Raw genomic sequence first — 24,929 nt, 5'->3', positions numbered from 1 at the left:
TCACTTCTTCTGGTCCATCCAGCCACCGGTGAAGCCGGCGCGTTCCAGACCCTTGCGGACGTACGGGTTCTTGCGCATCACGTTCCACACGAAGCCGCTGCGCCAGTTCTCGATCATCAACACGATGGGCCCCTGGTCGATGCCGATCTGCTTGTCGTCAGCCCAGCCCATGCCCGGCACCACGCGGCCTTCGCTGGGCTTGGCGCCGGTGTCGTAGCTCGGGTTGAAGGCATCGACGAAACCGTATTTGCCATAGACCGCATCACCGTAGCGCTTCTTCATCTCCAGCAGCGCGGGCACCACGATTTCCGGCGCGAACGCGATGGAGCCGCCGGCGGCGGTCGGAGCGATGGTACCGTCATCGGAGACGTAGTCGAGACCCGCGCCGCGCGCCGTGTAACCGTAGAACGCGCGCGTGCTGCCGTCGTCGCGTTTCACCACCGCATCGCCCGGGCCGTTGCAGGCGGTGAGGCCCCACACGTTCTCGCCGTAGTCTTCCCAATGATTGGGATTGGCAATGGCGTAGGAACGCTGGGCGTAGGTAGCCTGGCGGCTGTTCTCGAAATAGTCGGTGTGGTGGTCGCGGCCCCAGGCATCCTGGATGCCGCGGAAGTCGACCCACGCATGGCTGTACTGGTGGCCGAACAAAGGCGCGAAGTTGAGGAAGGTGCGTCCCTGGAATTCGCCCCACTGCTTCGGGTACGTCTTTGTCCAGGCCTGCCACGCGTCGTCGCTCACCGGATGCGTGGGCGAGCCCATCGCCAGCACGTACACCAGCATGCCTTCGTCGTAGCCTTTCCAGTTGGCCGGGATGAACTTGCCGCCCGGCGTCCAGCCCATGCTGACCAGCGGCGCCTTCGGTTGCATCCACGTCCAGTCGACGCGCTTGTAGATCGCGTCGGCCAGCTCGCGTATTTCTTTTTCCTTGGCGGAATGGCCGTCGAAATAGGTCTGCGCGAACAACACGCCGCAAAGCAGCCACGTGGTGTCCACACTCGACAGTTCGACCCCGCGCCCATAGCGCTTGCCGGTCTTCATGTCGAGGAAGTGATAGAAGAAGCCGTGATAGCCGGTGGCGTCGTCCTCGCTGTCGTTCTGCGTGGCCTCGTTGAAGAAACGCAGCGTGGCCAGTGTGCGATCCACGGCCTGCGCACGCGTCACGTAGCCGCGCTCCACGCCCACGCCGTAGGCGGTGAGCCCGAAGCCCACCGAGGCGATGCTGGCGAATGATTCGCCCGGCCAATGATCGGGAATCAGTCCTGTCTTCGGATCGGCGCTGTCCCAGAACCATTGGAACGTGCGCTGCTCCAGCTCATCGATGGCGGCGCGCTGGTCCTTGGGAAGCGCGTTGTACTTGAGTGTGGGTGCGGTATCCGGCACCGGCGCCGCCCAGGCGGTGCCGGCGGCCAGCGTGAGAGCGCCGACCAGTACGGCGCGAAGAAGATGCTTGGTCATGATGCGATGCTCTCAAAGAGAGGCCCGCAATGCGCGGGCCTCGTTAAATGCCATCGTCCCTGACGGCCATGGGGGGTGCCACTTAGAAGTTGATACCTGCGGTGACCTTGAGGGTGCGCGGGTAGCCGGTGATGTCGCCGATGGGGTTGTAGACCACAGCGCGCTTGTTCAACACACCGTTGGAACCGAAGTTCTCGATGTACTGGGTGTAGTTGTTCCAGTTGAACGCATTGATCAGGTCAATGCGCACGTAGCCGTTGAAGTTGCCCCAGATCTTGAAGTTCTTGGTGGCCTGGAAATCGATGTCGCGGTAACCGAACACCTTGCCGCCGACGATGAAGCGCCCCGTACCCGGCGGCCTGATCGACACGGCCTGGCAACCTGCACCGTTGACGCTGCCCACTTCCTGGTTCGTCACCGGCAAGCCATAGCAGGCAAGGTTGAGATCCGCCGTCGGCGTGGCAAGTGTCAGCTTGCCGCCGAACACGAAGCCCCACGGACCGTCCAGCGAACCGGTGGCCACCAGGCGATGCTTGGCGACATTCGCACCCGTGAACGGATAGGCGCCGATGGTCGAGAAGTCGAACGCGTATTGATCGGTCGGATCGTTGTTGTCGTTGTTCTGCACGGCATTCGTATACGTATACGCGATCGTCGCGCCCCAATGGGAATCGGCCGTGTACGGCTTTTCGGCAGAAATCAGGAACTGATTGGTCTTGGTCTTCAGGCCGTTGTTGCCAATGATCAGGCTGCCGAAGCCCGGAATGCCATAGCTCCACGGCTGGCTGCCGTTCTGCCAGAAACTGCCATCGGGATACCGGTTGCCCAACGTGTACACGATGCCGTCGTGGCTCTTGATATTCACGAAGGTAACGCTGGTATTCCACTCGCCGATCTTGTTGCGCATGCCGATGCTCAGCTGATCGGAATACGGCGCCTTCAGGTTGTTGTTGACCATATCCACTTCCTTGCCCGCAGTACTGCCTGCGACGAGCGCCTGCAGGTTGGCAAGGTTCAGATACGCCGGATCCCAGGGGATACAGGTGGCGCTTGGCGCGCACGGCACGTTCGGCGTGTTGAAGAGAAGCGTCGGCTGCGACAGTACCGACTTGGTCTGCTCCACCTGCAACGACTCGTACAGGTTGCGATCGTACGAACGCCCCCAGCCGCCGAAGATCACGTGCTCTTCGTCGCCGAACAGATCATTGGAGAAGCCCAGGCGCGGCTGGATCTCGTTCTTCTTCGCCTTGCGGTTGTTGCCAGTGCTGATGTAATCGTTGATGTTCACGCCGCCCTTGGCGAGCGACTGTGCGTACGTCTGGCCCGTCGGCGCGTTCGGATCCTGCGAGTTGAGCGCGGCGACGACGTCGGACGGCGTCACGTAGTTGAGGTACGAAGGCGTTTCTTCGTAATCCCAGCGCACACCCAGGTTGAAGGTCCAGTGGTCGTCCACCTGCCAGTCGTCCTGGATATAGGTGCCGAACTGCTTGTCGCGGCTGGTCGCCACCGGACTCACACCCGGCACCGGCGAACCAAACTGGACCTGGTATGGAATGGACTCGGTGCCATTCGGACCTACCGCGTAGGTGTACAGCGCATTGCTGTCACCCGCGTCCTGTGCGGTCAGCTTCACCGATTTGAACTTCACGCCCATCTTGATGACGTGGTCACCATGCCACTGCACGTCGTTGAGGGTGAAGTCGTCCGAGATCGCAGGACCCTTCTGTCCCTTGTTCTGGAACGAGAGCGGGGAGGCACCGTCGGTAATGATCGTCTGGTTGCGGTTTTCCAGCTCTGTGTAACTCGCGCCGTAACCCGTGATGATCGGCGTGGGCGTATAGAACGCGTCTTCGTACGTCGCCTGCAGACGGTTGAACCAGCTGTCGGTACTGTGGTCCCAGCGGATGTCGAAGCGCTTGTCGGTGTTGCGCGTGTTGAGTGCGGCGTTCGCGGTGTTGGCATCACCCACGCCGCTGATGGCCGTTTCGTCGCGGTACTTGGCGCTCACTTCAACGCGGTCGCGATCGGTCGGCTCCCAGTCCACCTTGCCGAACCAATTGTTTTCCTTGAACGGCAGATTGGCCGGGCCGAACTCGTTCTGCACGCTTTGCGGCAACTTCGACCACAGCGTGGAATCGCCCTGCGGCGTCACTGCCGTCGGGCTATCGAATTCCTTGCCTTCGTAGGCAAGGAAGAAGTGCGCCTGGTCCTTCAGGATCGGGCCGCCGATATCGAAGCCATAGTCCTTCTCGTGCGAATCGACCTTCTTTCCGGCGTTCTGCTCGGACGGTGTTTCCGCGCGCATCGCAGTATTGGTGAAGCTGCCGAACACGTCGCCGTGGAACTCGTTGGTGCCCGACTTGGTTTCGGCGGTCACTGCAGCGCTGGAAAGCTGATCGTACTCGGCCTTGTAGTTGGACGTGATGACCTTGTACTCGGCCACGGCCAGCTGCGGGAACGGGTTGCCCTGGCTGTTGTTCTGGCCGGTGACGCCACCGGGCAGCACGTAGTTCTTCTGGCCCACACCGTCGATGTAGACGTTGATATTGGAGCTGGCCTGCGCACCCGAGCGCAGACTGGTCGTTCCATCGGCATTACGCGTGAACACCATGCCCGGCACGGTGTCGGCGAACTCGAGGAAGTTGCGCGAGGCGGCCGGCGTGGTCTCGATCTGGCGCATGGACACGAGCGTGCCCACTTCGGAGGTTTTCACTTCCTGCAGCGCCGTGGCCGATACGGAAATGGCGCCCAGTTCCTTCGCATTCGCTTCCGCTGGTGCTGCGGCGGCAGCCTGCTGCGCCGTCAGGTTCAACTGGAACACGGAAGCCACCGTCACCGTCACCGTGCGCTGCGTACCGGGACCTGCATCCACCGTGTACGTACCGGGCTGCAGGCCGACCAGCGCATAGCTGCCTGCCTTGTCCGAATGCGTACGACGCGAAGCGCCCGTCGCGGTGTTCTTGGCGACCACGTCGGTGTCGGCCGGAGCCTGGCCGCGAATGGTCGCGTCAGAGCTCTGCGCGAACGAGATCGCCGGCGCGGAAGAAGCCATCGCGAGGGCAATGGCGGCAGCTAGTAAACGTTTACTTTTTTGGCTTTGAGTCATCATCTGGTGTCTCCCCTCCCACAAAGGCCGCCGCTCAGACGAGCGCCGGAGGATGTTTCGTTGCTACGTTGGTCTGATGAGCTCCGCACGACTCGCGCACGACGACGTCGCAACGCAAAGTGCGTGTGTTGGAGCCCTGCGGCCCCTTGCCTTCCATGAGCTCGGTGAGCAGGAGCAGCGCGCTCTTGCCCAAATCCGCAATGCTGACGCTCACGGTACTGAGCGAAGGCGATACGTACCGTGCGATGAGGATGTCGTCGAAGCCGGCCAGCGCGATGTCCTCGGGGACACGGATGCCGGCTTCCTTGAATGCGTAAAGACAGCCCACGGCCGTCATGTCGTTGGCCGCGAACACGGCGCGCGGACGCCTGGCCTGCGCGAGCAGTTCGCGGCCGGCGCGATACCCCGATTCCTCGGTGAAATCGCCGGTGATGATCTGCAGCGGCGCTTTCGGCGCGTGTTGGGCCATCGCGGCGCGATAGCCCTTTTCGCGTTCCTGCGCGTCGTAGTTGCCGGCCGGCCCGGTGATGAAGGCCACCGACTCGTGGCCGGCATCGAGCATGTGCTTCACCATCGCCTGGGCGCCGGCGATGTTGTCGATATTGATCGACGGATAACGCGGGTTGTCGACCGGGCTGTCCAGCAATACGGCGGGCAGGTCCGACGGCAGGTTGCGGTCCAGGAACTCGCCGTCGACGAACTGCGAAAGAATGATCATGCCGTCCACGCGACCGCGCATCGTGCGCACGGCCGCCGTAGCGTCTTCCACGCCGTCGTGCGAGCTCGACACCAGCAGGTGCAGGCCGCGCGCACGGGCCGCCAGGTCGATGCCGCGGATCAGCTCGGAGAAGAATTCGCCATACAGGTCGGGCAGCACCGCACCGATGGTGTGCGTGCGGCCGGTGATCAGGCTGCGTGCGGCGGAATCGGGTACGTAGTGGAGATGAGCCGCCGCCTTGCGCACGGCATCCTGCGTTTCCGCGGTGACACCGCCCAGCCCGTTGAGCACGCGCGAGACCGACGCGATCGAGACTTTCGCCTCGCGCGCCACATCCTTGATGGTGGCCTTCTTGGTGGTCACATCGGCTCCTGGGACACGGCGGTGGGCGTTCCCCCGACGGCTTCGCGGCGGAACGTAAACGTTTTCATCGAAACTTGTAAAGACACGATATCGCGCGTTTTTCGCTGCACTGCAAAAGTTATTGCCGGGAAAACTTGCGACGCAGGCGCAGCCACGCCGCCGCCGCGGTGGCGCGCGATACGGCAGCGCAACATCGATCGCTAAAATTTCGGTAGGGGAACAGACACCGAAGTGAAAGAACCGTCAGCCTTTGCTGACGGTTCGATGGGAAAACATCCAGGGCCAGAGCGCGGGCGAGTCGTAGGTGGGCACCCAGGAGCCGTGGTTCACGCCCGGAAATTCGGTGTAGCGCACTTCATCGCCCGCCCTGGAAAGCGCCTTGTTCATGGCGCGCGAATCGGCCGGCGGCACCTGATCGTCGATGGCGCCATGGAAGATCCACATCGGCGTGGGCTTCACCCGCTGGGCAACCCATGCGTAGGGATCCGCACCGCCCGGCACGCCGTAGACCTTCAGCTCGGGCATGTCGTCCAGCCCGAGAATGCCGCCGCAGATCGGTGCGGCGGCGGCGAACATGCCCGGGTGGTCCACCGCCACCTGCCACACGCCGTAACCGCCCATCGACAAGCCCGTGAGGTACAGGCGCGTGCGGTCGCCGTGGTAAGCGGTGATGCTTTTTTCCAGCGCGGCCACGGCGGCACGTTCCACTTCGCCGCTCCACACGGTGTTGTCGGGCGCCTGCGGCGCCACCACCACGGCGGGAAAGTCGCCACCGTGTTTTTCCAGCCACGGCGGCAGGCCCTGCTTGAGCTGGGCTTCGTTGTCGCTGCCGCGCTCGCCGCTGCCGTGCAGGAACAGCACGACGGGCCACGCGCGATCGGGCGTCCAGTCGGCCGGCACGAATACCTGGAACGGATAACGGTGGCCATCCACCGTCACTTCGCTGGCCACGAAGTGCGCCGCGGCGGCATGCGCCGAACCCGCCAAGCCCAGCAGCGAGGCTGCCATCCATCCCACGCGCTTCATCACCATGTCCGCACTCTCCGCCGGTCGATCCGCCGGAGAGTACAGACCTTGAGGTACATCAAGCCAGAGCGGCGAGTACCTGCTCGGTGGAACGCACGCGACCCAGGCGCGGGAAGATGTTCTCCACCGCGAAGCGATGATGCGCAGCGTCGCCCGAGCTCATGGCGTCTTCCACCAGCACCTGGTGGAAGCCCAGCTCGAAAGCCTGGCGCGCGGTCGATTCCACGCCGATGTTGGTGGAAATGCCCGCCAGCACGATCTGCGTAATGCCGCGGCGGCGCAGTTGCAATTCCAGTTCGGTGCCGTAGAACGCGCCCCACTGGCGCTTGGTGATGTGAAGGTCGCCTTCGGCCACGGCCAGTTCATCGGCGTAGTCCCACCAGTTGTCCGGAAGGGTGAAGTTGCGCGCGGGCTCGTCCGTCAGCGGACGCAGCATGTCGCCGCCATCGGCCGACCAACCCACGCGCACCAGCGCCACGGGCGCCTTCAACTCGCGGAAGCGCGCGGCGAGGCGGCCGGCGCGGGCAAAGACCTCGGCGCTCGAATGCGGGCCGGCGCCGAACGGGGCGATGCCTTTCTGCAGGTCGATCAGGACGAGCGCGGTGATGCGGGGATCAAGCTTTTCCATGGGAAACTCCAGCGATGTGCGGGGAATGAGCCGGGAACGAGCAGGCATCAACGTACAATCGGCCGTGTTCAGCCAGGTCGCGATGCCTGCCGGGAAAGTCTATTATGTGAGGACAGCCTCACATAGGAGTTTATGAGGATGTCCTCACAAAACACAAGCCAGGGTGCCCGCGCGCCCAGCCGCCGCCGCGGCCACGAACGGGTGGCGGCGCTGCTTTCCGCGGCCTCGGACTGCTTCGTCGAAAAAGGTTTCGACGCAACCACGATGACCGAGATCGCCGCGCGCGCGGAGGCCTCCATCGGCTCGCTCTACCAGTTCTTCCCCACCAAGGAGGCGGTGGCCGAGGCGCTGATGAGCCATCACGCCGCCGGCCTGAACGAGGCCATGGAGCGTCTGGTGGCGCAGACGCCGGACTGGACGACGGAGGAACTTGCGGCACGCTTGATCCGCACCTTCGTGGACTACCGCAAGCAGCACCCCGCCTTCGCGGCGCTGGCGGAAACGGCCGGTTCCCTGCCCTCCTTGCTGGGCCGCACCATTCGCCAGCGCATGCGCGATTATTTGAGTCAGATTGTCGCCATCCACGCGCCAGGCATCGCCGCAGGCGAGCTTCGTCCCGCCGCCATGGTCGTGCAGCAATTCATGAAAGCTGCCGTTGCGCTCGAGAGCGAGCAGCCCGCGACGCTTCGCAAAGCCGCGCAAAACCAGCTGCAGCAAGCACTTTCGCTGTACCTGCGAGAACTCGCGTCGCGCTGATCTTTTGTCGCCTCTCGTGCGCACGTGCAACGCGTGCGCAGGACGTCCAGCCATCTGGACGTCCGAATGCGCACTTCGACACGCGATTCAAACATTTTCAAAAGAAACTGTTGACAACCCGTCGGACGGACCATTAGGTTCGTCTGCATGTCGCAGCGCAACAGCCACGATCGCATTGCCGAACCGATTGGTCCACCGACCATCGGCGGCGTGCTGCGCCTTCGCAACAACCTCCTTCTTGCCCTTGTACTCGTACTCCTTATTACCAACGGAGGTGCGGGCTGAGGGCGTGTGTCCAGGTAACTAGAAAGACCACCTGAATACGACCAAAGAACCCCGCACCCGGTAACGGATGCGGGGTTTTTTGTTGCCTGAGGCGTGTGCCCATGGAGCAAAGCGATGAACCCCGATCACAACAACGAGAACAGCGACGTGGGCGATGTAGCCGCCGAACGCGTGCGAATTTTCGACACCACCCTGCGCGACGGCGAGCAGGCGCCCGGCTTTTCGATGGATCGCCGGGCCAAGCTCCGCATGGCGCACGCGCTGGAAGCGCTGGGCGTGGACATCATCGAGGCCGGCTTCCCCAGCGCCTCGCCCGACGATTTCGCCTCGGTGTCGGAAATCGCCCGCGTGCTGCGCGGCCCCACCGTGTGCGGCCTGGCGCGCTGCCACGACAACGACATCGATGCCTGCGGCCGCGCACTGGAGGCGGCGCGCCATGCACGCATCCATGTGTTCCTTTCCACCAGCCCGCTGCATCGCGAGCACAAGCTCAACATGAGCAAGCAGCAGGTGATCGACACTGCCTGCGCCGCCATCGAGCGGGCGAAAAAGCTGTGCCACGAAGTGGAATTCTCCGCCGAGGACGCCATGCGCACCGAGCCGGAATACCTCGTCGAGGTGTTCAGCGCCGCCATCGCCGCCGGCGCGACCACGGTGAACGTGCCCGACACCGTGGGCTACACCACACCGGTCGAGATGGCCGAGCGCATCACCTACCTGCGCCAGCACGTGCGCGGCGCGGATCGCGCGATCTTCTCCACGCACTGCCACGACGATTTAGGCATGGCGGTGGCTAACAGCCTCGCTGGCGTGGCCGCGGGTGCGCGCCAGGTGGAATGCACCATCAACGGCATCGGCGAGCGCGCCGGCAACGCCTCCATGGAGGAAGTGGTGATGGCGCTGCGCGTGCGCGGCGCGTTCTTCGGCGTGGATACCGGCATCGATGCACGCAAGCTCTATCCCACCTCGCGGCTGCTCACGCAGCTCACCGGCCAGCCGGTGGCGCGCAACAAAGCGGTGGTGGGCGACAACGCGTTCGCGCACGAATCGGGCATCCATCAGCACGGCATGCTCAAGCACCGGGGCACCTACGAAATCATGCGTCCGCAGGACGTGGGCATGGGCGAAACGCGCCTGGTGCTGGGCAAGCACTCGGGCCGCCACGCACTGCGCCAGCGCCTGCAGAGCCTGGGCCACGAGGTGGACGAGGCGGCGATGGACAACGTCTTCGCGCGCTTCAAGGCACTGGCCGACAAGAAGCGCGAAGTGCACGACCAGGATCTGGAAGCCATCGCGCTGGGCATGGACCCGGAGGCGACCGGCCCGTGGCGCATCGTGCAACTCAACACCAACTCGCACCTGGGCGGCAGTGCGTCGGCCTCGGTGAAGCTCACGCACGACAGCGGCCACGAAGTGGGCGAAGCCGCCATTGGCGACGGCCCGGTGGACGCCGTATTGCGCGCCATTGAGCGCGCGACCGGCACGGCGCTGGACGTCACGCAGTTCCAGGTGCGCGCCGTGAGCGAAGGCGGCGACGCGCAAGGACAGGCCCAGCTCACCGCACGCCATGCCGAGCGTGACTGGCGCGGCTCGGGCGTGAGCACCGACATCATCGAAGCGACCGCGCACGCCGCGCTCGCCATCGTCAACCGCATCGAACGACAACAACCCGTGACGCCACGGGCTGCGGTCGCCGGACTGTGATTCCAAGGAGCAAAGCGATGACCACGCCCTTCCTCTGGCACAACGGCCAGATCAAACCCTGGACCGAGGCCACGGTCCACGTCAGCACCCACGCGCTGCACTACGGTTCCTCGGTATTCGAAGGCGAACGCGTGTATGCCACGCCTCAGGGTCCCGCCTATTTCCGCCTCGCCGACCACACCCGCCGCCTGTTCGAATCGGCGCGCATCTATGAGATCGACATCGGCTACAGCGAAGAAGAAATCAACGCGGCATGCCATGAGGTGATCCGCGCCAACCGCATGAAGTCCGCCTATGTGCGGCCCATCGTGTTTCGCGGCGCCGGCAGCCTGGGCGTACTGCCGAAGGGCGACTCGCCGGTGGACGTGGCGATCATGGCGCTGGAATGGGGCGCATACCTGGGCGATGCGTTGGAACACGGCGCCGACGTGTGCGTGTCGTCGTGGCACCGCCCCGCGCCAAACACGTTCCCGAGCTGGGCCAAGGCCGGCGGCAATTACCTCAGCAGCCAGCTGATCGCGCTCGAAGCGCGTCGCGGCGGCTACGCCGAAGGCATCGCGCTGGGCCACAACGGCCTGCTGAGCGAAGGTGCAGGCGAGAACCTGTTCCTGGTGAAGAACGGCAAGCTGCTCACGCCGCCGACCAGTGCCGGCATCCTCGCGGGCATCACGCGCGAGTCGGTGATCACGCTGGCCGGCGATCTCGGCATCGTGGTGGAAGAACGCGACCTGCCGCGCGAGGCGCTGTACACCGCCGACGAAATCTTCATGACTGGCACCGCGGCGGAAATCACGCCGGTGCGCTCGGTCGATCGCAAGCCGGTAGGCGCCGGGCGTCCCGGCGACGTCACGCGCGCACTGCAGAAGGCGTTCTTCGGTTTGTTCGATGGCACGACCGCTGACCAGTGGGGCTGGCTCACGCCCGTGCAGGTGGAAGCAGCGCAGGAGGCTGCGTAATGGCAAAGACTCTTTTCGAAAAAGTGTGGGACGCCCATGTGGTTGCTGCGGAATCGACGGACACCCCCGCGATCCTCTACATCGACCTGCACCTGGTGCATGAAGTCACCTCGCCGCAGGCCTTCAGCGAATTGCGCGAGCGCGGCCTGAAGCTGCGCCGTCCCGATCGCATGCTGGCCACGCTCGATCACTCCACGCCCACGCTCCCGCCCGGCGCGGATGGCGAGCGCCCCTACGCCAACGCGGAAGCGAAGGCGCAGGTGTCCCAGCTGGAAACCAACTGCCGCGAATTCGGCGTGGAACTGCACGGCTGGAACAGCAGCGACCGCGGCATCGTGCACGTGTTCGGCCCAGAACTCGGCGCCACGCAGCCAGGCATGACCATCGTGTGCGGCGACAGCCACACCTCCACGCACGGCGCGTTCGGTGCGCTCGCGTTCGGTATCGGCACCACCGAAGTGGGACACGTGATGGCCACGCAATGCCTGCTCCAGCGCAAGGCGAAGACGCTGGCGATCCACGTGGACGGCCACCTGCCCGCGGGTATTGGTGCAAAGGATTTGATCCTGCACATCATCGGCGAGATCGGCGTGGACGGCGGCACCGGCTACGTCATCGAGTATCGCGGCGCCGCCATCGAACAGTTGTCGATGGAAGAACGCATGACGGTGTGCAACATGTCGATCGAAGCGGGCGCACGCGCCGGCTTGATCGCGCCGGACGAAACGACGTTCGCCTGGCTGAAAGGCCGCCCCCGCGCGCCCCATGGCGCTGCATGGGACGCAGCCGTCGCGCGCTGGAAGTCGCTGCGCACCGACGACGGCGCCGAGTACGACCGCGAAGTGCGCATCGATGCGAGCAAGGTGCGCCCCACCGTCACCTATGGCACGCATCCGGGCATGGCGATTGCGATGGACAAGCCGGTGCCGGCCGCACGCAATCCGCAGGAAAAGCGCGCGCTGGATTACATGAAGGCCGAGGCGGGCAAGCCCATGCAGGGCACGCCGGTCGATGTGGTCTTCGTCGGCAGCTGCACCAACTCGCGCCTGTCCGACCTGCGCGAAGCGGCGCACGTGCTGCGCGGTCGCCGCGTTGCCGACGGCGTGCGCATGTTGGTGGTACCCGGCTCCGAAGCGGTGCGCCGCGACGCGGAGCACGAAGGTCTGCATCACGTGTTCACCGCCGCAGGCGCGGAGTGGCGCGAGCCCGGTTGCTCCATGTGCATTGCCATGAACGGCGACTTCGCACAACCCGGACAACTCGTGGTCAGCACCTCCAACCGCAATTTCGAAGGCCGCCAGGGCAAGGGCGCGCGCACGGTGCTGGCGAGTCCGGCAACCGCGGCGGCGTCTGCCGTTGCGGGGCGCATTGCCGATCCGCGTGAGTACATGACGGAGGTTGCCGCATGAAGCCCATCACCCGCCTGCACTCCCGCACCGCCGTGCTGCCGGACGAAAATATCGACACCGACCGCATCATTCCCGCGCGCTTCCTCACCACCACCGAGCGCGCGGGCCTCGGCAAGCTGTGCTTCAACGACTGGCGCTACCAGGCCGACGGCAGCGACAACCCGGCGTTCCCGCTCAACCAGCCGCAGGCACGCGGCTGTTCCATCCTCGTGGCCGGGCGCAATTTCGGTTGCGGCTCCTCGCGCGAACACGCGCCGTGGGCGTTGCTCGACTACGGCATCCAGGCCGTGCTGTGCAGCGAGATCGCCGACATCTTCCGCAACAACGCGCTGAAGAACGGCCTGCTCGCCATCGTGCTGGACGAAGCCGAGCACCGCTGGCTGCTCGAACATCCCGGCATCGAGCTGTCCATCGACGTGAAGGAGCAGGTCATCGCCCTGCCCGACGGCGGGCACATCCGCTTCCAGCTCGAACCGTTTGCACGTCACTGCCTGCTCAACGGCGTGGATCAGCTGGGCTATCTCCAGCACCACGCCGACGCCATCACTGCCTACGAACAACGCGTGGAGAAAGCTGCATGAGAGCGCACATCGTCACCCTGCCCGGCGACGGCGTCGGCCCCGAGGTCACTGCAGCGGCGGTCGCCGTGCTCGATGCGGTCGCCGCGCACTACGACCATCACTTCCATTTCGAGGAACACCTGATCGGCGGCTGCGCCATCGATGCCACCGGTGAGCCGCTGCCGCCCGCGTCGCTCGATGCCTGCAAGGCGGCCGATGCGGTGTTGCTCGGCGCGGTGGGCGGCCCGAAGTGGTCCGACCCGAATGCCCCGGTGCGTCCGGAACAGGGCCTGCTCGCGCTGCGCGCGGCACTCGGCGTGTACGCCAACCTGCGTCCGCTGCAGGTGCATCCTGCGCTAGCGGAGCTGTCGCCGCTGAAGAACGACAAGCTCAAGAACGTCGACGTGCTGTTCGTGCGCGAACTCACCGGCGGCGCGTACTTCGGCGCGAAGACGCGCACCATCGACACCGCCATCGACGAGTGCAAGTACACCGTGGCCGAAGTCGAGCGCGTCACGCGCCGCGCCTTCCAGCTGGCCCGCGAGCGCCGCAAGCACGTCACCTCGGTGGACAAGGCCAACGTGCTGGAAACCTCGCGCCTGTGGCGCACCACCGTGCAGCGCGTTGCGCAGGAGTTTCCCGATGTGAAGCTGGAACACCAGCTGGTCGATTCGATGGCCATGCTGCTGCTCACCCAGCCGGGCAAGTACGACGTGGTGGTCACCGAGAACCTGTTCGGCGACATCCTCACCGACGAAGCCGCTGCGCTGGCCGGCTCGCTGGGCCTGTTGCCGTCGGCCTCGCTGGGCGAAGCAAAGGGTGGCTTGTACGAACCCATCCACGGTTCCGCGCCGGACATCGCCGGCCAGGGCGTGGCCAATCCCGTCGCCGCGATTCTCTCCACTGCGATGCTGCTGCGTCATTCGCTGGGCCTCGAAGAAGAAGCGAGCACGGTGGAAGCGGCCGTGGCCGACGTGCTGGAACGCGGCCCGCACACGCGCGACATCGGCGGCAGCGCCGGCACGAAAGAGGTGCTGGATGCCGTGCTTGCCGCCATCGACGAACACGCCTGCAACGCGGCCGCCTTTCTTCGCTGGGGGCGGGCATGCGGTTGACGCTGGCCATTCCGTCAACCTCCCCTACAACGTCATTCCCGCGAAGGCGGGAATCCAGTGCCTCTGCGTTCTATGAAAGGCTCTGGATCCCCGCCTTCGCGGGGATGACAGTGATTTTTGACGCATTCGCGAGTCGTACACGCAACCTTTCTTTGGAAATGAAGCATGCGCAGTGACCTGATCAAGACCGGCCCCGACCGCGCACCGGCGCGCGCCATGCTGCGCGCCACCGGCATGGACGACGAAGCCATCGCCAAGCCGCTCGTCGCCGTGGTGCATACGTGGTCCAACGTGAGCCCGTGCAACCTCAACCTGCGCGAACTGGCCGAACACGTGGCCGACGGCATTCGCGCCGCGGGCGGCACACCGGTGGAATTCAACACCATCGCCGTGACCGACGGCATCGCCATGGGCACACCGGGCATGCGCGCGTCGCTGATCAGCCGCGAAGTGATCACCGATTCCATCGAGCTGGCCGTCGATGGCCACTGCCTCGATGCGATGGTGGTGCTGTGCGGCTGCGACAAGACCATTCCTGCCGCGGCGATGGCGATGGCGCGGCTCAACATTCCCGCGGTCGCGATGTACGGCGGCACCATTGCGCACGGCACCCACGACAACCACCCCATCACCATCCAGCAGGTGTTCGAGGCGGTGGGCGCGCATGGCGCGGGCAAGATCAGCGACGCCGAGCTCACCTCGGTGGAGCGCGATGCCTGCCCGGGCGCCGGTGCCTGCGGCGGCCAGTTCACCGCGAACACGATGGCGATGGTGCTTTCCACGCTGGGTCTGTCGCCGATGGGCTTCAACGACATTCCCGCCACGCATCCGGCGAAAGCCGCCGCTGCGCATCGCTGCGGCGAGCTGGTGATGGAGTGCCTGAAGGAGAACCGCACGCCGCGTGAGCTGCTCACCGAAACCGCGTTCCGCAACGCTGCGCGCATGGTCGCCGCCACCGCCGGCTCCACCAATGCGGTGCTGCACCTGCTGGCCATCGCACGTGAAGCCGGCACGCCGTGGACGCTGGAGGATTTCGAACCGGCGTCCAAGCACACGCCGGTCATCGCCGATCTGCTGCCCGGCGGACGCTATACCGCCGTGGAGATGTTCGGTGCGGGCGGCAGTGCACGCGTGGCGGAAGAACTCATCGCCGCAGGCATGCTGATCGATGCGCCCACCGTCACCGGCCGCAGCCTGTTCGACGAAGTCGCCGCCGCGCCGCGCGCCGAAACGCAGGACGTGGTGCATCCGGTGTCGCAGCCGCTGAAGCCGCGCGGTGGCTATTCCATCCTCTACGGCAACCTCGCGCCGGAAGGCTGCATCCTCAAGCTGGCCGGCAAGGGCGCCAATCACTTCGAAGGCCGCGCCCGCGTGTTCGAAAGCGAGGAGCAGGCCTTCGCCGCCGTGCAGGGCGGCACCATCGAGAAGGGTGACGTTATCGTCATCCGCAACGAAGGCCCCGCCGGTGGCCCGGGCATGCGCGAGATGCTGGGCGTCACCGCCGCGCTCATCGGTCGCGGCATGGGCGACGACGTGGCCTTGATCACCGACGGGCGCTTCTCCGGCGCCACGCATGGCTACATGGTGGGTCACATCGCGCCAGAAGCCGCGCGCGGCGGTCCCATCGCGCTGCTGCACGACGGCGACCGCATCCGCATCGACGCGGACACGCGCCAGATCAGCACCACCGCCGATCTCGCCGCGCGCCGCGCGAGCTGGCAACCGCCCGCGCCGAAAGTCACGCGTGGCGCGCTGGCCAAGTACGTCGCCCTGGTGGGTTCCGCCTCCGACGGCGCCACCACGCAACCCATCGCATCACGCAGTTCATCCGCCTCTGTTTCCCGACACGTCAACGAAGACACGAACGCAGGAGTTACCGCATGAGCAACAACAACGACACGCTGGCCAAGGCCCGCATCGCCGTCCTCGGCTACGGCAGCCAGGGCCGTGCCCACGCACTCAACCTGCGCGACTCCGGTCTCGACGTGGTGGTTGGCCTGCGCAAGGGCGGCCCTTCGTGGGAGAAGGCTCGCGCCGAAGGCTTCAACGTCGCCGAGCCGGGCGACGCGGTGAAGGATGCCGACCTGATCGCCGTGCTCACACCCGACATGGTGCAGCCCAAGCTCTACAAGGAAAGCATCGAGCCGAACATCAAGCCCGGCGCTGCGCTGCTGTTCGCGCACGGCTTCAACGTGCACTTCAAGCAGATCGAGCCGCGCACCGACATCGACGTGATCCTGGTCGCGCCGAAGGGTCCGGGCGCGCTGGTTCGCCGCGAGTATGAAATCGGCCGTGGCGTGCCCAGCATCTGGGCCGTGCACCAGGACGTGAGCGGCGACGCGGAAGCCAAGGCCAAAGCCTATGCCGATGGCATCGGCGGCGGTCGCGCACTGTTGATCAAGACCGACTTCAAGGAAGAGACCGAGACCGATCTCTTCGGCGAACAGGCCGTGCTTTGCGGCGGCGCCAGCTCGCTGGTGCAGGCCGGCTTCGAGACGCTGGTGGAAGCCGGCTACCAGCCGGAAATCGCCTATTACGAAGTGCTGCACGAACTGAAGCTCATCGTGGACCTGTTCTACGAAGGCGGCATCTCGCGCATGCTCGAATTCATCTCCGAGACCGCGCAGTACGGCGACTACGTGAGCGGCCCCCGCATCATCGACGCGGCCACCAAGGAGCGCATGAAGGGCGTGCTCACCGACATCCAGAACGGCACGTTCGCCAAGAACTGGATCGCCGAGTACAACGCCGGCCTGCCGAATTACAAGAAGTTCAAGCAGGCGGACCTGGAGCATCCGGTGGAACAGGTGGGCGCGAAGCTGCGCGCGCGCATGCCGTGGCTGCAGGCGAATGCGCCCAAGGCCGCTGCCGAGCCGCTCAAGAAAGTGGGTTGATGTTCTTGGCTCATCATCCCTGCGAAGGCAGGGATGACGAGCCGGAGAGGCTTCGGCGTCAAACGATTTTGTTCGACTTAAGAGGGGTGCTTATCCCGCAAGCACGCATTGCCCCTCCCTGGCCCTCCCTTGCCGAGCAAGGGAGGGAGTTTTTCCAACCGACATCCGGCCGTCGACACACTGGCGGCACGCTGGGGAAATCCGACCACGTGAACATGCCACTGCAACGTGCTCTTGAAGATCGGGACGTGCCTGCACCCAACGCAAGCCATCCGCTCGCCGGCCAGACCATGAGCGGCGCGGAAGTGGTGGTGCAGGTATTGGCCGATGAAGGCGTCGACGTGCTGTTCGGCTATTCGGGCGGCGCGATCCTCCCCGTGTACGACGCGGTGTTCCGCTTCAATGCCACGCATCTGTCGCCGATGGGCGGCGAACCGATGCCGCTGATCGTGCCAGCCAATGAGCAGGGCGCGGGTTTCATGGCCGCCGGTTACGCGCGTGCATCGGGCAAGGTGGGCGTGGCCATCGTCACCTCCGGCCCGGGCGCCACCAACATGGTGACGCCGGTGCGCGATGCGATGTCCGACTCCGTGCCGATGGTGGTGATCTGCGGTCAGGTGCCCACCGGCGCGCTGGGCAGCGATGCCTTCCAGGAAGCACCGGTGAGCAACATCATGAGCCCGTGCGCCAAGCACGTGTTCCTATTGACCGACCCCGCACGTCTCGAAGTGACCTTGCGCACCGCGTTCGAAATCGCGCGCAGCGGTCGCCCCGGGCCGGTGGTGGTCGACATTCCCAAGGACGTGCAGAACAGCCCGCTCACGTTTGCCGGCGAAGGCACGCTGCCCATTCCCGGTTATCGCGCGCGCCAGCATGCCATCCAGAACGCCCGCGTGGACGACGCGCAGTGCGCGGCCTTCTTCGACGCACTGGCACAAGCGAAGCGACCACTGATCTACGCCGGCGGCGGCATCATCGCGAGCGAGTCTTCGGCCACCCTGCGCGCCTTCGTCAAACAATTCGGCCTGCCCGTGACGACCACGCTGATGGGCATCGGCGCGATGGATACCACCGAGCCGCTCGCGCTGCACATGCTGGGCATGCACGGCACCGCCTACGCCAACTACGCAGTGGAAGACTGCGATTTCCTGCTCGCGCTCGGCGCGCGTTTCGACGACCGCGTGGCCAGCGTGCCGGACAAGTTCGCGCCGCATGCGCGCTTCATCGCGCAGATCGATATCGACCCGGCCGAGATCGGCAAGGTGAAGTCGGTGCACTGGCATCACCATGGCGATCTCGACGCCACGCTGTCGCGGCTGCAGCAGTACGGCCTGCGCCACGACCTGCATTTCGCCACCGATAGCCGTTATGCGGCCTGGCACGCGCACATCGCGTCGCTCAAGCAGACGCACGCGTTGGCCTATGACCGCGAGAGTGCGCTGATCCAGCCGCAGGCGGTGATCGAGGCGATCAACCATCACACGCAAGGCCGCGCGGTGATCAGCACCGGCGTGGGCCAGCACCAGATGTGGGCCGCCCAGTATTTCGATTTCCGCGAGCCGCGCCATTGGCTCACCTCCGGCTCGATGGGCACCATGGGCTTTGGCCTGCCGGCTGCCATCGGCGCGCAGTTCGCGCGGCGCGATGCGGTAGTGATCGACATCGACGGCGACGCCAGCATCCGCATGAACCTGGGCGAGCTGGAAACCGTCACCACCTATGGCCTGCCGGTGAAGGTGGTGGTGCTCAACAACATCGGCGACGGCATGGTACGCCAGTGGCAGAAGCTGTTCTTCCGCGGCCGCTTTGCCTCGTCGGACAAGAGCCTGCACAAGAAGGATTTCATCAAGGCCGCGCAGGCCGATGGCTTCGAGTGGGCGAAACGCCTGGAAAGCAAGGACGAATTGGCCGACACCATTGCCGACTTCCTCGCCTTCGACGGCCCGGCCTTCCTGGAAGTGATGATCGACCCGGATGCCGGCGTGTATCCCATGGTGGGACCGGGCGCGACGTATGCGCAGATGATCACGGGTGACTTCATTCCGTCGCGCGTGGCGCCTGCGGTGGGCGGCGACGCCACGTCGGACATGTTTTGATCGTCGTTCCAGCGAAAGCTGGAACCCAGTGACTTTTGGACCTACAGGCACTGGATTCCAGCTTTCGCTGGAATGACGGGTAGGCGGTGTTACGGAGGCCGTCAATGAAACATACGCTATCCATCCTGCTGCAAAACGAATCCGGCGCGCTGATGCGCGTGGCTGGCCTGTTCGCGGCGCGTCATTGCAACATCGATACCTTAACCGTGGCAGCCACGGAAGATCCCGCCGTGTCGCAACTCACCCTGGTGCTGCAAGGCGCGGACGATACGGTGGAGCAGATCATCAAGCAGACGCGCAAGCTGGTGGACGTGATCGACGTGAGCCATCCGCTCGCCACGCCATGAATGCACTTGCCGTCACCGTCGACGCCGAAGCCTCACTGAGCGAGCACGACTTGCTGCGGCAGACGCTGGGTGCGCGCGTTTACGATGTGGCGCGCGAAACAGCGCTGGAACTGGCGCCATTGCTGTCGACGCGACTTGGCCAGCAGGTGCTGCTCAAGCGAGAAGATCAGCAACCGGTGTTTTCGTTCAAGCTGCGCGGTGCGTACAACCGCATGTCGCAGCTCGATGCGGGCGAGCGGGCGCGTGGCGTGATTGCGGCGTCGGCCGGCAATCACGCGCAGGGCGTGGCGCTGGCCGCAGCGCGGCTGGGCATTCATGCCGTGATCGTGATGCCGGTAACGGCACCGCAGGTCAAGGTGGATGCCGTGCGCCGCTTCGGTGGCCAGCACGTGGATGTGGTGCTGGCAGGCGATTCGTATAGCGACGCGCAAGCGGCCGCCGCGCGACTGCAGGCCGAGCACGGCTACACCTTCGTGCATCCGTTCGACGATGCCGCGGTGATCGCAGGCCAGGCAACGGTGGGCATGGAAATCCTGCGCCAGCATCCAGGGCCGCTGCACGCGATCTTCGTGCCCGTGGGCGGCGGCGGTTTGCTCGCCGGCGTGGCGGCGTACGTGAAGGCGCTGCGACCCGAAGTGAAAGTGATCGGCGTGCAGACCTGCGATTCCGATGCGATGGTGCAATCGCTGGATGCGGGCACGCCGGTGACGTTGCCCGAAGTGGGCCTGTTCGCCGATGGCACGGCGGTGAAACGTGTGGGAGATCTGACGTTCGCGCTGTGTCAGCGCTATGTGGACGACATGGTGCGCGTGGATACCGACGCCATCTGCGCGGCGATTCGCGACGTGTTCCAGGATACGCGCAGCGTGCCCGAGCCGGCCGGCGCGCTCGCATTGGCGGGACTCAAGCAGTACGTCGCCACGCACGGCGCATCGGAACATCCGATGGTCGCCATCGTGTCGGGCGCCAACCTCAACTTCGATCGCCTGCGCTTCGTGGCCGAGCGCGCGGAAGTGGGCGAGCAGCGCGAAGCGGTGTTCGCGGTGACCATTCCCGAGGAACGTGGCAGTTTCCGCCGCTTCTGCGCCGCGCTGGGCCAGCGCAGCATCACCGAGTTCAACTACCGCATCGGCAACGCCACGCAGGCGCATATTTTCGTGGGCGTGCAGACCACGCATCGCGAGGAACGCGAGACCCTGATCGGGGCGTTCCGCGCGCATGGCTTCGGCGTGCTCGATCTCACCGACGACGAACTGGCCAAGCTGCATCTTCGTCACATGATCGGCGGCAGCTCGCCGCTGGCGCGCGATGAGCGGCTGTACCGTTTCGAGTTTCCCGAGCGGCCGGGCGCACTCACGCGTTTCCTCGCCAACATGCATCCGGACTGGAACATCAGCCTGTTCCACTACCGCAACCAGGGCGCCGATTATGGCCGCATCCTGGTCGGCATCCAGGTGCCGCCGGATGAGCGCGTGCTGTTCCAGGCGTTTCTCGACACGCTGGGTTACCCGTTCCGCGACGAGAGCGAGAATCCGGCGTACCGGCTGCTGCTGCGCGAGTAGGCGCGATCAATCCTCGACGACTTCGAGCTCGAACACGTGGTTGTCGTAGTCGCTGAAATACAACGCCGTGTCCTCGCGCGCCATCTGGTAGTCCAGCGCCAGCTCGTCCATGCGGCGGGCGCAGGCGAGCTGTTCTTCCTTGGTCACGGCGAAGGCGATGTGGTCGCCGTTGCGCGATGCGGGGCCGTTGCCGCGGATCAGCGCGAATTCCAGACCGGCGAGCGCGATGATCACCTCGGGGTGCGAATCCTCCGTATCCTCCCCGCGAAGGACACGCGCGTCCGGAAACACACCGATCAGCAGGTCCGCCGTTCGCGTGGGATGGGCAACGATCAGGGCAATGTGGCTCAGGGCTTTGGGCATGGGCGTCGTCCGGCCGGCGGAAGAGTGAGTTTAGGCCGCTTTGTGACCGTGTTGCGACAACGTGCGCCGCGTGAATAGGCGCTGCGTCACGTCACCCGGGGCGGCGTGCCACGTTAAACTCCACCGATGGCCCCCACCTCCCGCAAGCGCCAGCGGCGCAACCTGCCGACCACGAGTACACCGCGTCCGCGTCCCGGCGCGGGCCACCGGCCAACGCGCACCGCGCAGCCGGCGGACAGTTCCTCCCGCGCCACGCGCGTACTCGACTGGCTGCTCGAGCGGCTGCCGTCGGCCTATCGCACCAAGGCGCGCGACTACCTCGTGCTGACGCGCATGGATCGCCCCATCGGTGCGCTGCTGCTGCTGTGGCCGACGTGGTGGGCGTTGTGGCTGGCCGCATCGGATTTTCCACCAGTGAAGCTGCTGGTGATCTTCACGCTGGGCGTGTTCTCGATGCGCGCGGCCGGTTGCGCCATCAACGATTTCGCCGACCGCAAGCTCGATCCGCAGGTGGAACGCACTGCCGGGCGACCCATCGCCGCGGGACGCGTGACGCCGCGCGAGGCGCTGATCGTGTTCGCCAGCCTGTTGGTGTTTTCCTTCGTGCTGGTGCTGTTCACCAACAAGCTCACCATCTGGCTGTCGTTTGCGGGCGCGGGCCTGGCAGCGATCTACCCGTTCACCAAGCGCTACACCCATCTGCCACAGGTGGTGCTGGGCGCGGCGTTCGGCTGGTCGATCCCGATGGCCTTTGCCGCGGTGATGAACACGGTGCCGCCGGTGGGCTGGCTGCTGTTCATCGCCAACATCATCTGGTCGGTGGTGTACGACACCCAATACGCGATGGTGGACCGCGACGAGGACATCAAGGCCGGCGCCAAATCCACGGCGATCCTGTTTGGCGATGCGGACCTGCCCATCCTCGGCATCCTGATGGCCACCTTCCTGCTGGCCATGCTGTTCGTGGGCCAGCGCGCCACGCTGGGCTGGCCGTACTGGCTGAGCCTGCTGGTTGCCGCCGGGCTGTTCGGCTGGCAGCTGTGGCGCATCCGCGGCCACGACCGCGCCGCTTGCCTGTGGGCCTTCCGCAACAACAACTGGCTGGGCATGGCGGTGTGGATCGGCATCGTGCTGGCGCTGGCATTCCGATAGACCGCCATCGCACGGCAGGCCACGTTCGCGCCGTGTAGAAACGCCGTCGCCTACCCTGTCGATTCCAGCCGGAGTCGTTCGTCGTGTGCATGAGAGCCGCGCCTCGGCGCGTTATCCATGCCACCCCAGGAGAGACAACGATGCGATTCGTAGCCATGGTCAGGGCCACCCGGGCCTCCGAAGCCGGCGAGATGCCGAGCGAAAAGCTGCTCACCGACATGACCCTGTTCAACGAGGAACTGGTCAGAGCCGGCGTGATGCTGGCCGGTGAAGGCCTGCACCCCAGCCGCAACGGCGCGCGCGTGCGCTACGACGGCGACAAGCGTACCGTCATCGACGGCCCGTTCACGGAAACCAAGGAACTGATCGCCGGCTTCTGGATCCTGCAGCTCAACTCGCTGGAAGAAGCCGTCGAGTGGATGAAGCGTTGCCCCAATCCCTTCGAGGACGGCGTGTCGGAGATTGAGATCCGCCGCGTGTTCGAAGCCGAGGACTTCGGCGACGCCTTCACCCCCGAAGCACGCGAACTCGAAGCACAGCAACGCGCCCGCATGGGCGACCCGCGCTGAATCGACCAGGAGATGTCGCGATGGTGATCCAACCCTATCTGTTCTTCGACGGACGCTGCGAAGAAGCGCTGGCCTTCTACGGCAAGGCCGTGGGCGCGCAGGTGCAGACGCTGGTCCGCTTCAAGGACAGCCCTGAGCAGCCCGGCGAGCAGGCCGCCGGACCGCGCCCGCCGAACGGCGAGAAGATCATGCATGCGTCGATGAAGATCGGCGAATCGCTGGTCAACGCCTCCGACGGCGAATGCGGCGGCACGCCGGATTTCCGCGGCTTCTCGCTGGTGATCAACGCGAAGGACGATGCGGAAGCCAAGCGCGCCTTCGAAGCGTTGCTGGAAGGCGGCGGCGAAGTGGCGTTGCCGCTGTCCAAGACCTTCTTCGCCTCCAGCTTCGGCATGTTGCGCGATCGCTTCGGCGTGCACTGGATGGTGATGTCACCACCGTAATCTGCACTGCATGGTGCGCACGAACTTGCACCATGCCGCACGGGGTGTTGTGATCGGCGGCCATGACGGCCACCGACATCCATCGCACCATCGACGCGGTCTGGCGCATCGAATCGCCACGACTCATCGCCGGCCTTGCCCGCATCGTCCGCGACGTGGGCGTGGCCGAGGAACTGGCGCAGGACGCGCTGGTGACGGCGCTGGAGCAGTGGCCGCAAACGGGCGTGCCGCGCAACCCCGGCGCCTGGCTGATGACCACCGCCAAGCACCGCGCGATCGACCAGATGCGGCGCCATGCGTTGCACCGTCGCAAGGAAGGCGAACTCACGCGCGAGATCGAGGACCAGCTGGAACAATCCGTGGGGGACCCGGATGCCATGCTCGACAATCCGGTCGGTGACGACCTGCTCAGCCTAATCTTCACGGCATGCCATCCGGTGTTGTCCACCGAAGCGCGCGTCGCGTTGACGCTGCGCCTGCTCGGCGGCCTCACCACCACGGAAATCGCACGCGCCTTCCTGGTGCCCGAAGCCACCGTCGCACAACGCATCGTGCGCGCCAAGCGCACGCTCAGCGAGGCGCAGGTGCCGTTCGAAGTGCCGCGTGGCGAGGAGCTCGACGTGCGGCTCGCCTCTGTGCTGGAAGTGGTCTATCTCATCTTCAACGAAGGCTATGCGGCCACCTCGGGCAATGACTGGATGCGTCCGGCCCTGTGCGAGGAAGCGCTGCGCCTGGGCCGCGTGCTGGCCGGCCTCGCACCGACCGAGGCGGAAGTGCATGGACTGGTGGCGCTGATGGAAATCCAGGCCTCGCGCACGGCTGCGCGTCTGGGGCCCAAGGGCGAACCCGTTCTGCTGAACGACCAGAACCGCGCACGCTGGGATCAGCTGCTGATACGGCGCGGCCTCGCGGCGCTGCAACGCGCCGAAGCGCTGGGCGGCGCCGAGCGGCCGTATACCTTGCAGGCGTCGATTGCGGCCTGCCATGCACGCGCACGCGCGGCTGAGGAAACCGATTGGCCACGCATCGCCGCGCTGTACGACACGCTCGCGCGCTGCATGCCGTCGCCGGTGGTGGCCCTCAATCGCGCGGTGGCGCACGCGCAGGCGTTCGGTCCGGAGGTGGGCTTGTCGCTGGTGGATGCACTGCGCGACGAGCCGTTGCTTCGCCACTATCACCTGCTGCCCAGCGTGCGCGGCGACCTGCTCGGCAAGCTGGGTCGCAACGACGAGGCACGCGAGGAATTCGAGCGCGCCGCCGCGCTCACGCGCAACGAACGCGAGCGCGAATTCCTGTTGCAGCGCGCGGCATCAAGTCGAGCACCTTGATTCGCCTCGACGCAAATACCGACGGAAGTTTGAGCCTGATCTCATGACAACCTGACGCCATCGCATCAGATACTGCGCTCAAGCAACCCTGCTG

General features: G+C 65.5%; 22 protein-coding genes. 16 read left to right on the top strand and 6 right to left on the bottom strand.

The genetic code is table 11. The features are described from left to right. The 5 genes from ABIC75_RS13615 to ABIC75_RS13595 all read right to left on the bottom strand — a co-directional run bounded on the left by ABIC75_RS13615 (position 1) and on the right by ABIC75_RS13595 (position 7,296). Positions 1-1,455: a glucoamylase family protein gene (locus ABIC75_RS13615; RefSeq protein WP_354014418.1), complete on the bottom strand. Its 1,455-nt coding sequence runs from the start codon at positions 1,453-1,455 to the stop codon at positions 1-3. Positions 1,456-1,537: 82 nt separating this feature from the next. Beyond that, entirely contained in the window at positions 1,538-4,507 is a 2,970-nt protein-coding gene (locus ABIC75_RS13610; RefSeq protein ID WP_354014417.1) for a TonB-dependent receptor, read from the bottom strand. 88 nt (positions 4,508-4,595) lie between these two features. Further along, entirely contained in the window at positions 4,596-5,642 is a 1,047-nt protein-coding gene (locus tag ABIC75_RS13605; RefSeq protein ID WP_354014416.1) for a LacI family DNA-binding transcriptional regulator, read from the bottom strand. 243 nt (positions 5,643-5,885) lie between these two features. Further along, entirely contained in the window at positions 5,886-6,674 is a 789-nt protein-coding gene (locus ABIC75_RS13600) for a prolyl oligopeptidase family serine peptidase (protein WP_354014415.1), read from the bottom strand. A gap of 52 nt (positions 6,675-6,726) precedes the next feature. Beyond that, complete coding sequence (locus ABIC75_RS13595) at positions 6,727-7,296, bottom strand: hydrolase (protein WP_354014414.1); 570 nt, start codon at positions 7,294-7,296, stop codon at positions 6,727-6,729. 201 nt (positions 7,297-7,497) lie between these two features. Between ABIC75_RS13595 and ABIC75_RS13590 the strand changes: the two genes are divergently transcribed. The 12 genes from ABIC75_RS13590 (at position 7,498) to ilvA (ending at position 20,980) form a co-directional block, all read left to right on the top strand. Beyond that, the gene (locus ABIC75_RS13590) at positions 7,498-8,052 is read left to right on the top strand and encodes a TetR/AcrR family transcriptional regulator (protein WP_354014413.1); all 555 of its coding nucleotides are present in this window, start codon (positions 7,498-7,500) and stop codon (positions 8,050-8,052) included. Positions 8,053-8,199: 147 nt separating this feature from the next. After that, positions 8,200-8,337, top strand: a complete 138-nt coding sequence (locus ABIC75_RS13585) for a hypothetical protein (protein ID WP_354014412.1) — start codon at positions 8,200-8,202, stop codon at positions 8,335-8,337. 114 nt (positions 8,338-8,451) lie between these two features. Beyond that, positions 8,452-10,041 carry a 2-isopropylmalate synthase gene (locus ABIC75_RS13580; protein WP_354014411.1) on the top strand — a complete coding sequence of 530 codons (1,590 nt, stop codon included), beginning with the start codon at positions 8,452-8,454 and terminating at the stop codon, positions 10,039-10,041. A 17-nt stretch (positions 10,042-10,058) separates the two neighbouring features. Continuing rightward, complete coding sequence (locus tag ABIC75_RS13575; RefSeq protein WP_354014410.1) at positions 10,059-10,997, top strand: branched-chain amino acid transaminase; 939 nt, start codon at positions 10,059-10,061, stop codon at positions 10,995-10,997. After that, positions 10,997-12,406 (top strand): 3-isopropylmalate dehydratase large subunit, encoded by a 1,410-nt coding sequence (gene leuC / locus ABIC75_RS13570; protein ID WP_354014409.1) that lies wholly within the window; start codon positions 10,997-10,999, stop codon positions 12,404-12,406. Before ABIC75_RS13575 ends, leuC begins: the two co-directional genes overlap by 1 nt. Then, positions 12,403-12,987 carry a 3-isopropylmalate dehydratase small subunit gene (leuD, locus tag ABIC75_RS13565; RefSeq protein ID WP_354014408.1) on the top strand — a complete coding sequence of 195 codons (585 nt, stop codon included), beginning with the start codon at positions 12,403-12,405 and terminating at the stop codon, positions 12,985-12,987. Before leuC ends, leuD begins: the two co-directional genes overlap by 4 nt. Next, positions 12,984-14,081 (top strand): 3-isopropylmalate dehydrogenase, encoded by a 1,098-nt coding sequence (leuB, locus tag ABIC75_RS13560; protein ID WP_354014407.1) that lies wholly within the window; start codon positions 12,984-12,986, stop codon positions 14,079-14,081. Before leuD ends, leuB begins: the two co-directional genes overlap by 4 nt. Before the next feature lie 165 nt (positions 14,082-14,246). After that, the gene (gene ilvD / locus ABIC75_RS13555; protein WP_354014406.1) at positions 14,247-15,965 is read left to right on the top strand and encodes a dihydroxy-acid dehydratase; all 1,719 of its coding nucleotides are present in this window, start codon (positions 14,247-14,249) and stop codon (positions 15,963-15,965) included. After that, positions 15,962-16,975: a ketol-acid reductoisomerase gene (gene ilvC, locus ABIC75_RS13550; RefSeq protein ID WP_354014405.1), complete on the top strand. Its 1,014-nt coding sequence runs from the start codon at positions 15,962-15,964 to the stop codon at positions 16,973-16,975. Before ilvD ends, ilvC begins: the two co-directional genes overlap by 4 nt. Before the next feature lie 215 nt (positions 16,976-17,190). After that, complete coding sequence (gene ilvB / locus ABIC75_RS13545) at positions 17,191-19,071, top strand: biosynthetic-type acetolactate synthase large subunit (protein ID WP_354014853.1); 1,881 nt, start codon at positions 17,191-17,193, stop codon at positions 19,069-19,071. A gap of 104 nt (positions 19,072-19,175) precedes the next feature. Continuing rightward, a complete protein-coding gene (gene ilvN, locus ABIC75_RS13540) occupies positions 19,176-19,418 on the top strand; it encodes an acetolactate synthase small subunit (protein WP_354014404.1) in 243 nt (80 codons plus the stop codon). After that, entirely contained in the window at positions 19,415-20,980 is a 1,566-nt protein-coding gene (gene ilvA / locus ABIC75_RS13535) for a threonine ammonia-lyase, biosynthetic (protein WP_354014403.1), read from the top strand. The genes ilvN and ilvA overlap by 4 nt, the downstream gene beginning before the upstream one ends. A gap of 6 nt (positions 20,981-20,986) precedes the next feature. Here ilvA and ABIC75_RS13530 read toward each other — a convergent pair whose 3' ends face one another. Next, entirely contained in the window at positions 20,987-21,343 is a 357-nt protein-coding gene (locus ABIC75_RS13530; RefSeq protein ID WP_354014402.1) for a hypothetical protein, read from the bottom strand. A gap of 126 nt (positions 21,344-21,469) precedes the next feature. Here ABIC75_RS13530 and ubiA point away from each other — a divergent pair, with 126 nt between their 5' ends. The 4 genes from ubiA (at position 21,470) to ABIC75_RS13510 (ending at position 24,835) form a co-directional block, all read left to right on the top strand. Further along, positions 21,470-22,495, top strand: a complete 1,026-nt coding sequence (gene ubiA / locus ABIC75_RS13525) for a 4-hydroxybenzoate octaprenyltransferase (RefSeq protein WP_354014401.1) — start codon at positions 21,470-21,472, stop codon at positions 22,493-22,495. A 140-nt stretch (positions 22,496-22,635) separates the two neighbouring features. Then, positions 22,636-23,064 (top strand): YciI family protein, encoded by a 429-nt coding sequence (locus ABIC75_RS13520; protein ID WP_354014400.1) that lies wholly within the window; start codon positions 22,636-22,638, stop codon positions 23,062-23,064. Positions 23,065-23,084: 20 nt separating this feature from the next. After that, positions 23,085-23,507, top strand: a complete 423-nt coding sequence (locus ABIC75_RS13515) for a VOC family protein (protein ID WP_354014399.1) — start codon at positions 23,085-23,087, stop codon at positions 23,505-23,507. A gap of 62 nt (positions 23,508-23,569) precedes the next feature. Beyond that, on the top strand, positions 23,570-24,835 hold the full coding sequence (locus ABIC75_RS13510) for an RNA polymerase sigma factor (protein WP_354014398.1): 1,266 nt from the start codon (positions 23,570-23,572) through the stop codon (positions 24,833-24,835). Positions 24,836-24,929: the final 94 nt, after the last annotated feature.

It is taken from the genome of Dyella japonica (assembly GCF_040545895.1).
GTDB lineage: Bacteria > Pseudomonadota > Gammaproteobacteria > Xanthomonadales > Rhodanobacteraceae > Dyella > Dyella japonica_D.
This window is presented reverse-complemented; position numbering and strand designations above follow the sequence as displayed.

Coding starts and splice junctions, on each gene's coding strand:
- ABIC75_RS13615 (WP_354014418.1), bottom strand. CDS start 1,455: ATGACCAAGCATCTTCTTCGCGCCGTACTGGTCGGCGCTCTCACGCTG.
- ABIC75_RS13610 (WP_354014417.1), bottom strand. CDS start 4,507: ATGGCTTCTTCCGCGCCGGCGATCTCGTTCGCGCAGAGCTCTGACGCG.
- ABIC75_RS13600 (WP_354014415.1), bottom strand. CDS start 6,674: ATGGTGATGAAGCGCGTGGGATGGATGGCAGCCTCGCTGCTGGGCTTG.
- ABIC75_RS13595 (WP_354014414.1), bottom strand. CDS start 7,296: ATGGAAAAGCTTGATCCCCGCATCACCGCGCTCGTCCTGATCGACCTG.
- ABIC75_RS13585 (WP_354014412.1), top strand. CDS start 8,200: ATGTCGCAGCGCAACAGCCACGATCGCATTGCCGAACCGATTGGTCCA.
- ABIC75_RS13580 (WP_354014411.1), top strand. CDS start 8,452: ATGAACCCCGATCACAACAACGAGAACAGCGACGTGGGCGATGTAGCC.
- ABIC75_RS13575 (WP_354014410.1), top strand. CDS start 10,059: ATGACCACGCCCTTCCTCTGGCACAACGGCCAGATCAAACCCTGGACC.
- leuC (WP_354014409.1), top strand. CDS start 10,997: ATGGCAAAGACTCTTTTCGAAAAAGTGTGGGACGCCCATGTGGTTGCT.
- leuD (WP_354014408.1), top strand. CDS start 12,403: ATGAAGCCCATCACCCGCCTGCACTCCCGCACCGCCGTGCTGCCGGAC.
- leuB (WP_354014407.1), top strand. CDS start 12,984: ATGAGAGCGCACATCGTCACCCTGCCCGGCGACGGCGTCGGCCCCGAG.
- ilvD (WP_354014406.1), top strand. CDS start 14,247: ATGCGCAGTGACCTGATCAAGACCGGCCCCGACCGCGCACCGGCGCGC.
- ilvC (WP_354014405.1), top strand. CDS start 15,962: ATGAGCAACAACAACGACACGCTGGCCAAGGCCCGCATCGCCGTCCTC.
- ilvB (WP_354014853.1), top strand. CDS start 17,191: ATGCCACTGCAACGTGCTCTTGAAGATCGGGACGTGCCTGCACCCAAC.
- ilvN (WP_354014404.1), top strand. CDS start 19,176: ATGAAACATACGCTATCCATCCTGCTGCAAAACGAATCCGGCGCGCTG.
- ilvA (WP_354014403.1), top strand. CDS start 19,415: ATGAATGCACTTGCCGTCACCGTCGACGCCGAAGCCTCACTGAGCGAG.
- ABIC75_RS13530 (WP_354014402.1), bottom strand. CDS start 21,343: ATGCCCAAAGCCCTGAGCCACATTGCCCTGATCGTTGCCCATCCCACG.
- ubiA (WP_354014401.1), top strand. CDS start 21,470: ATGGCCCCCACCTCCCGCAAGCGCCAGCGGCGCAACCTGCCGACCACG.
- ABIC75_RS13520 (WP_354014400.1), top strand. CDS start 22,636: ATGCGATTCGTAGCCATGGTCAGGGCCACCCGGGCCTCCGAAGCCGGC.
- ABIC75_RS13515 (WP_354014399.1), top strand. CDS start 23,085: ATGGTGATCCAACCCTATCTGTTCTTCGACGGACGCTGCGAAGAAGCG.
- ABIC75_RS13510 (WP_354014398.1), top strand. CDS start 23,570: ATGACGGCCACCGACATCCATCGCACCATCGACGCGGTCTGGCGCATC.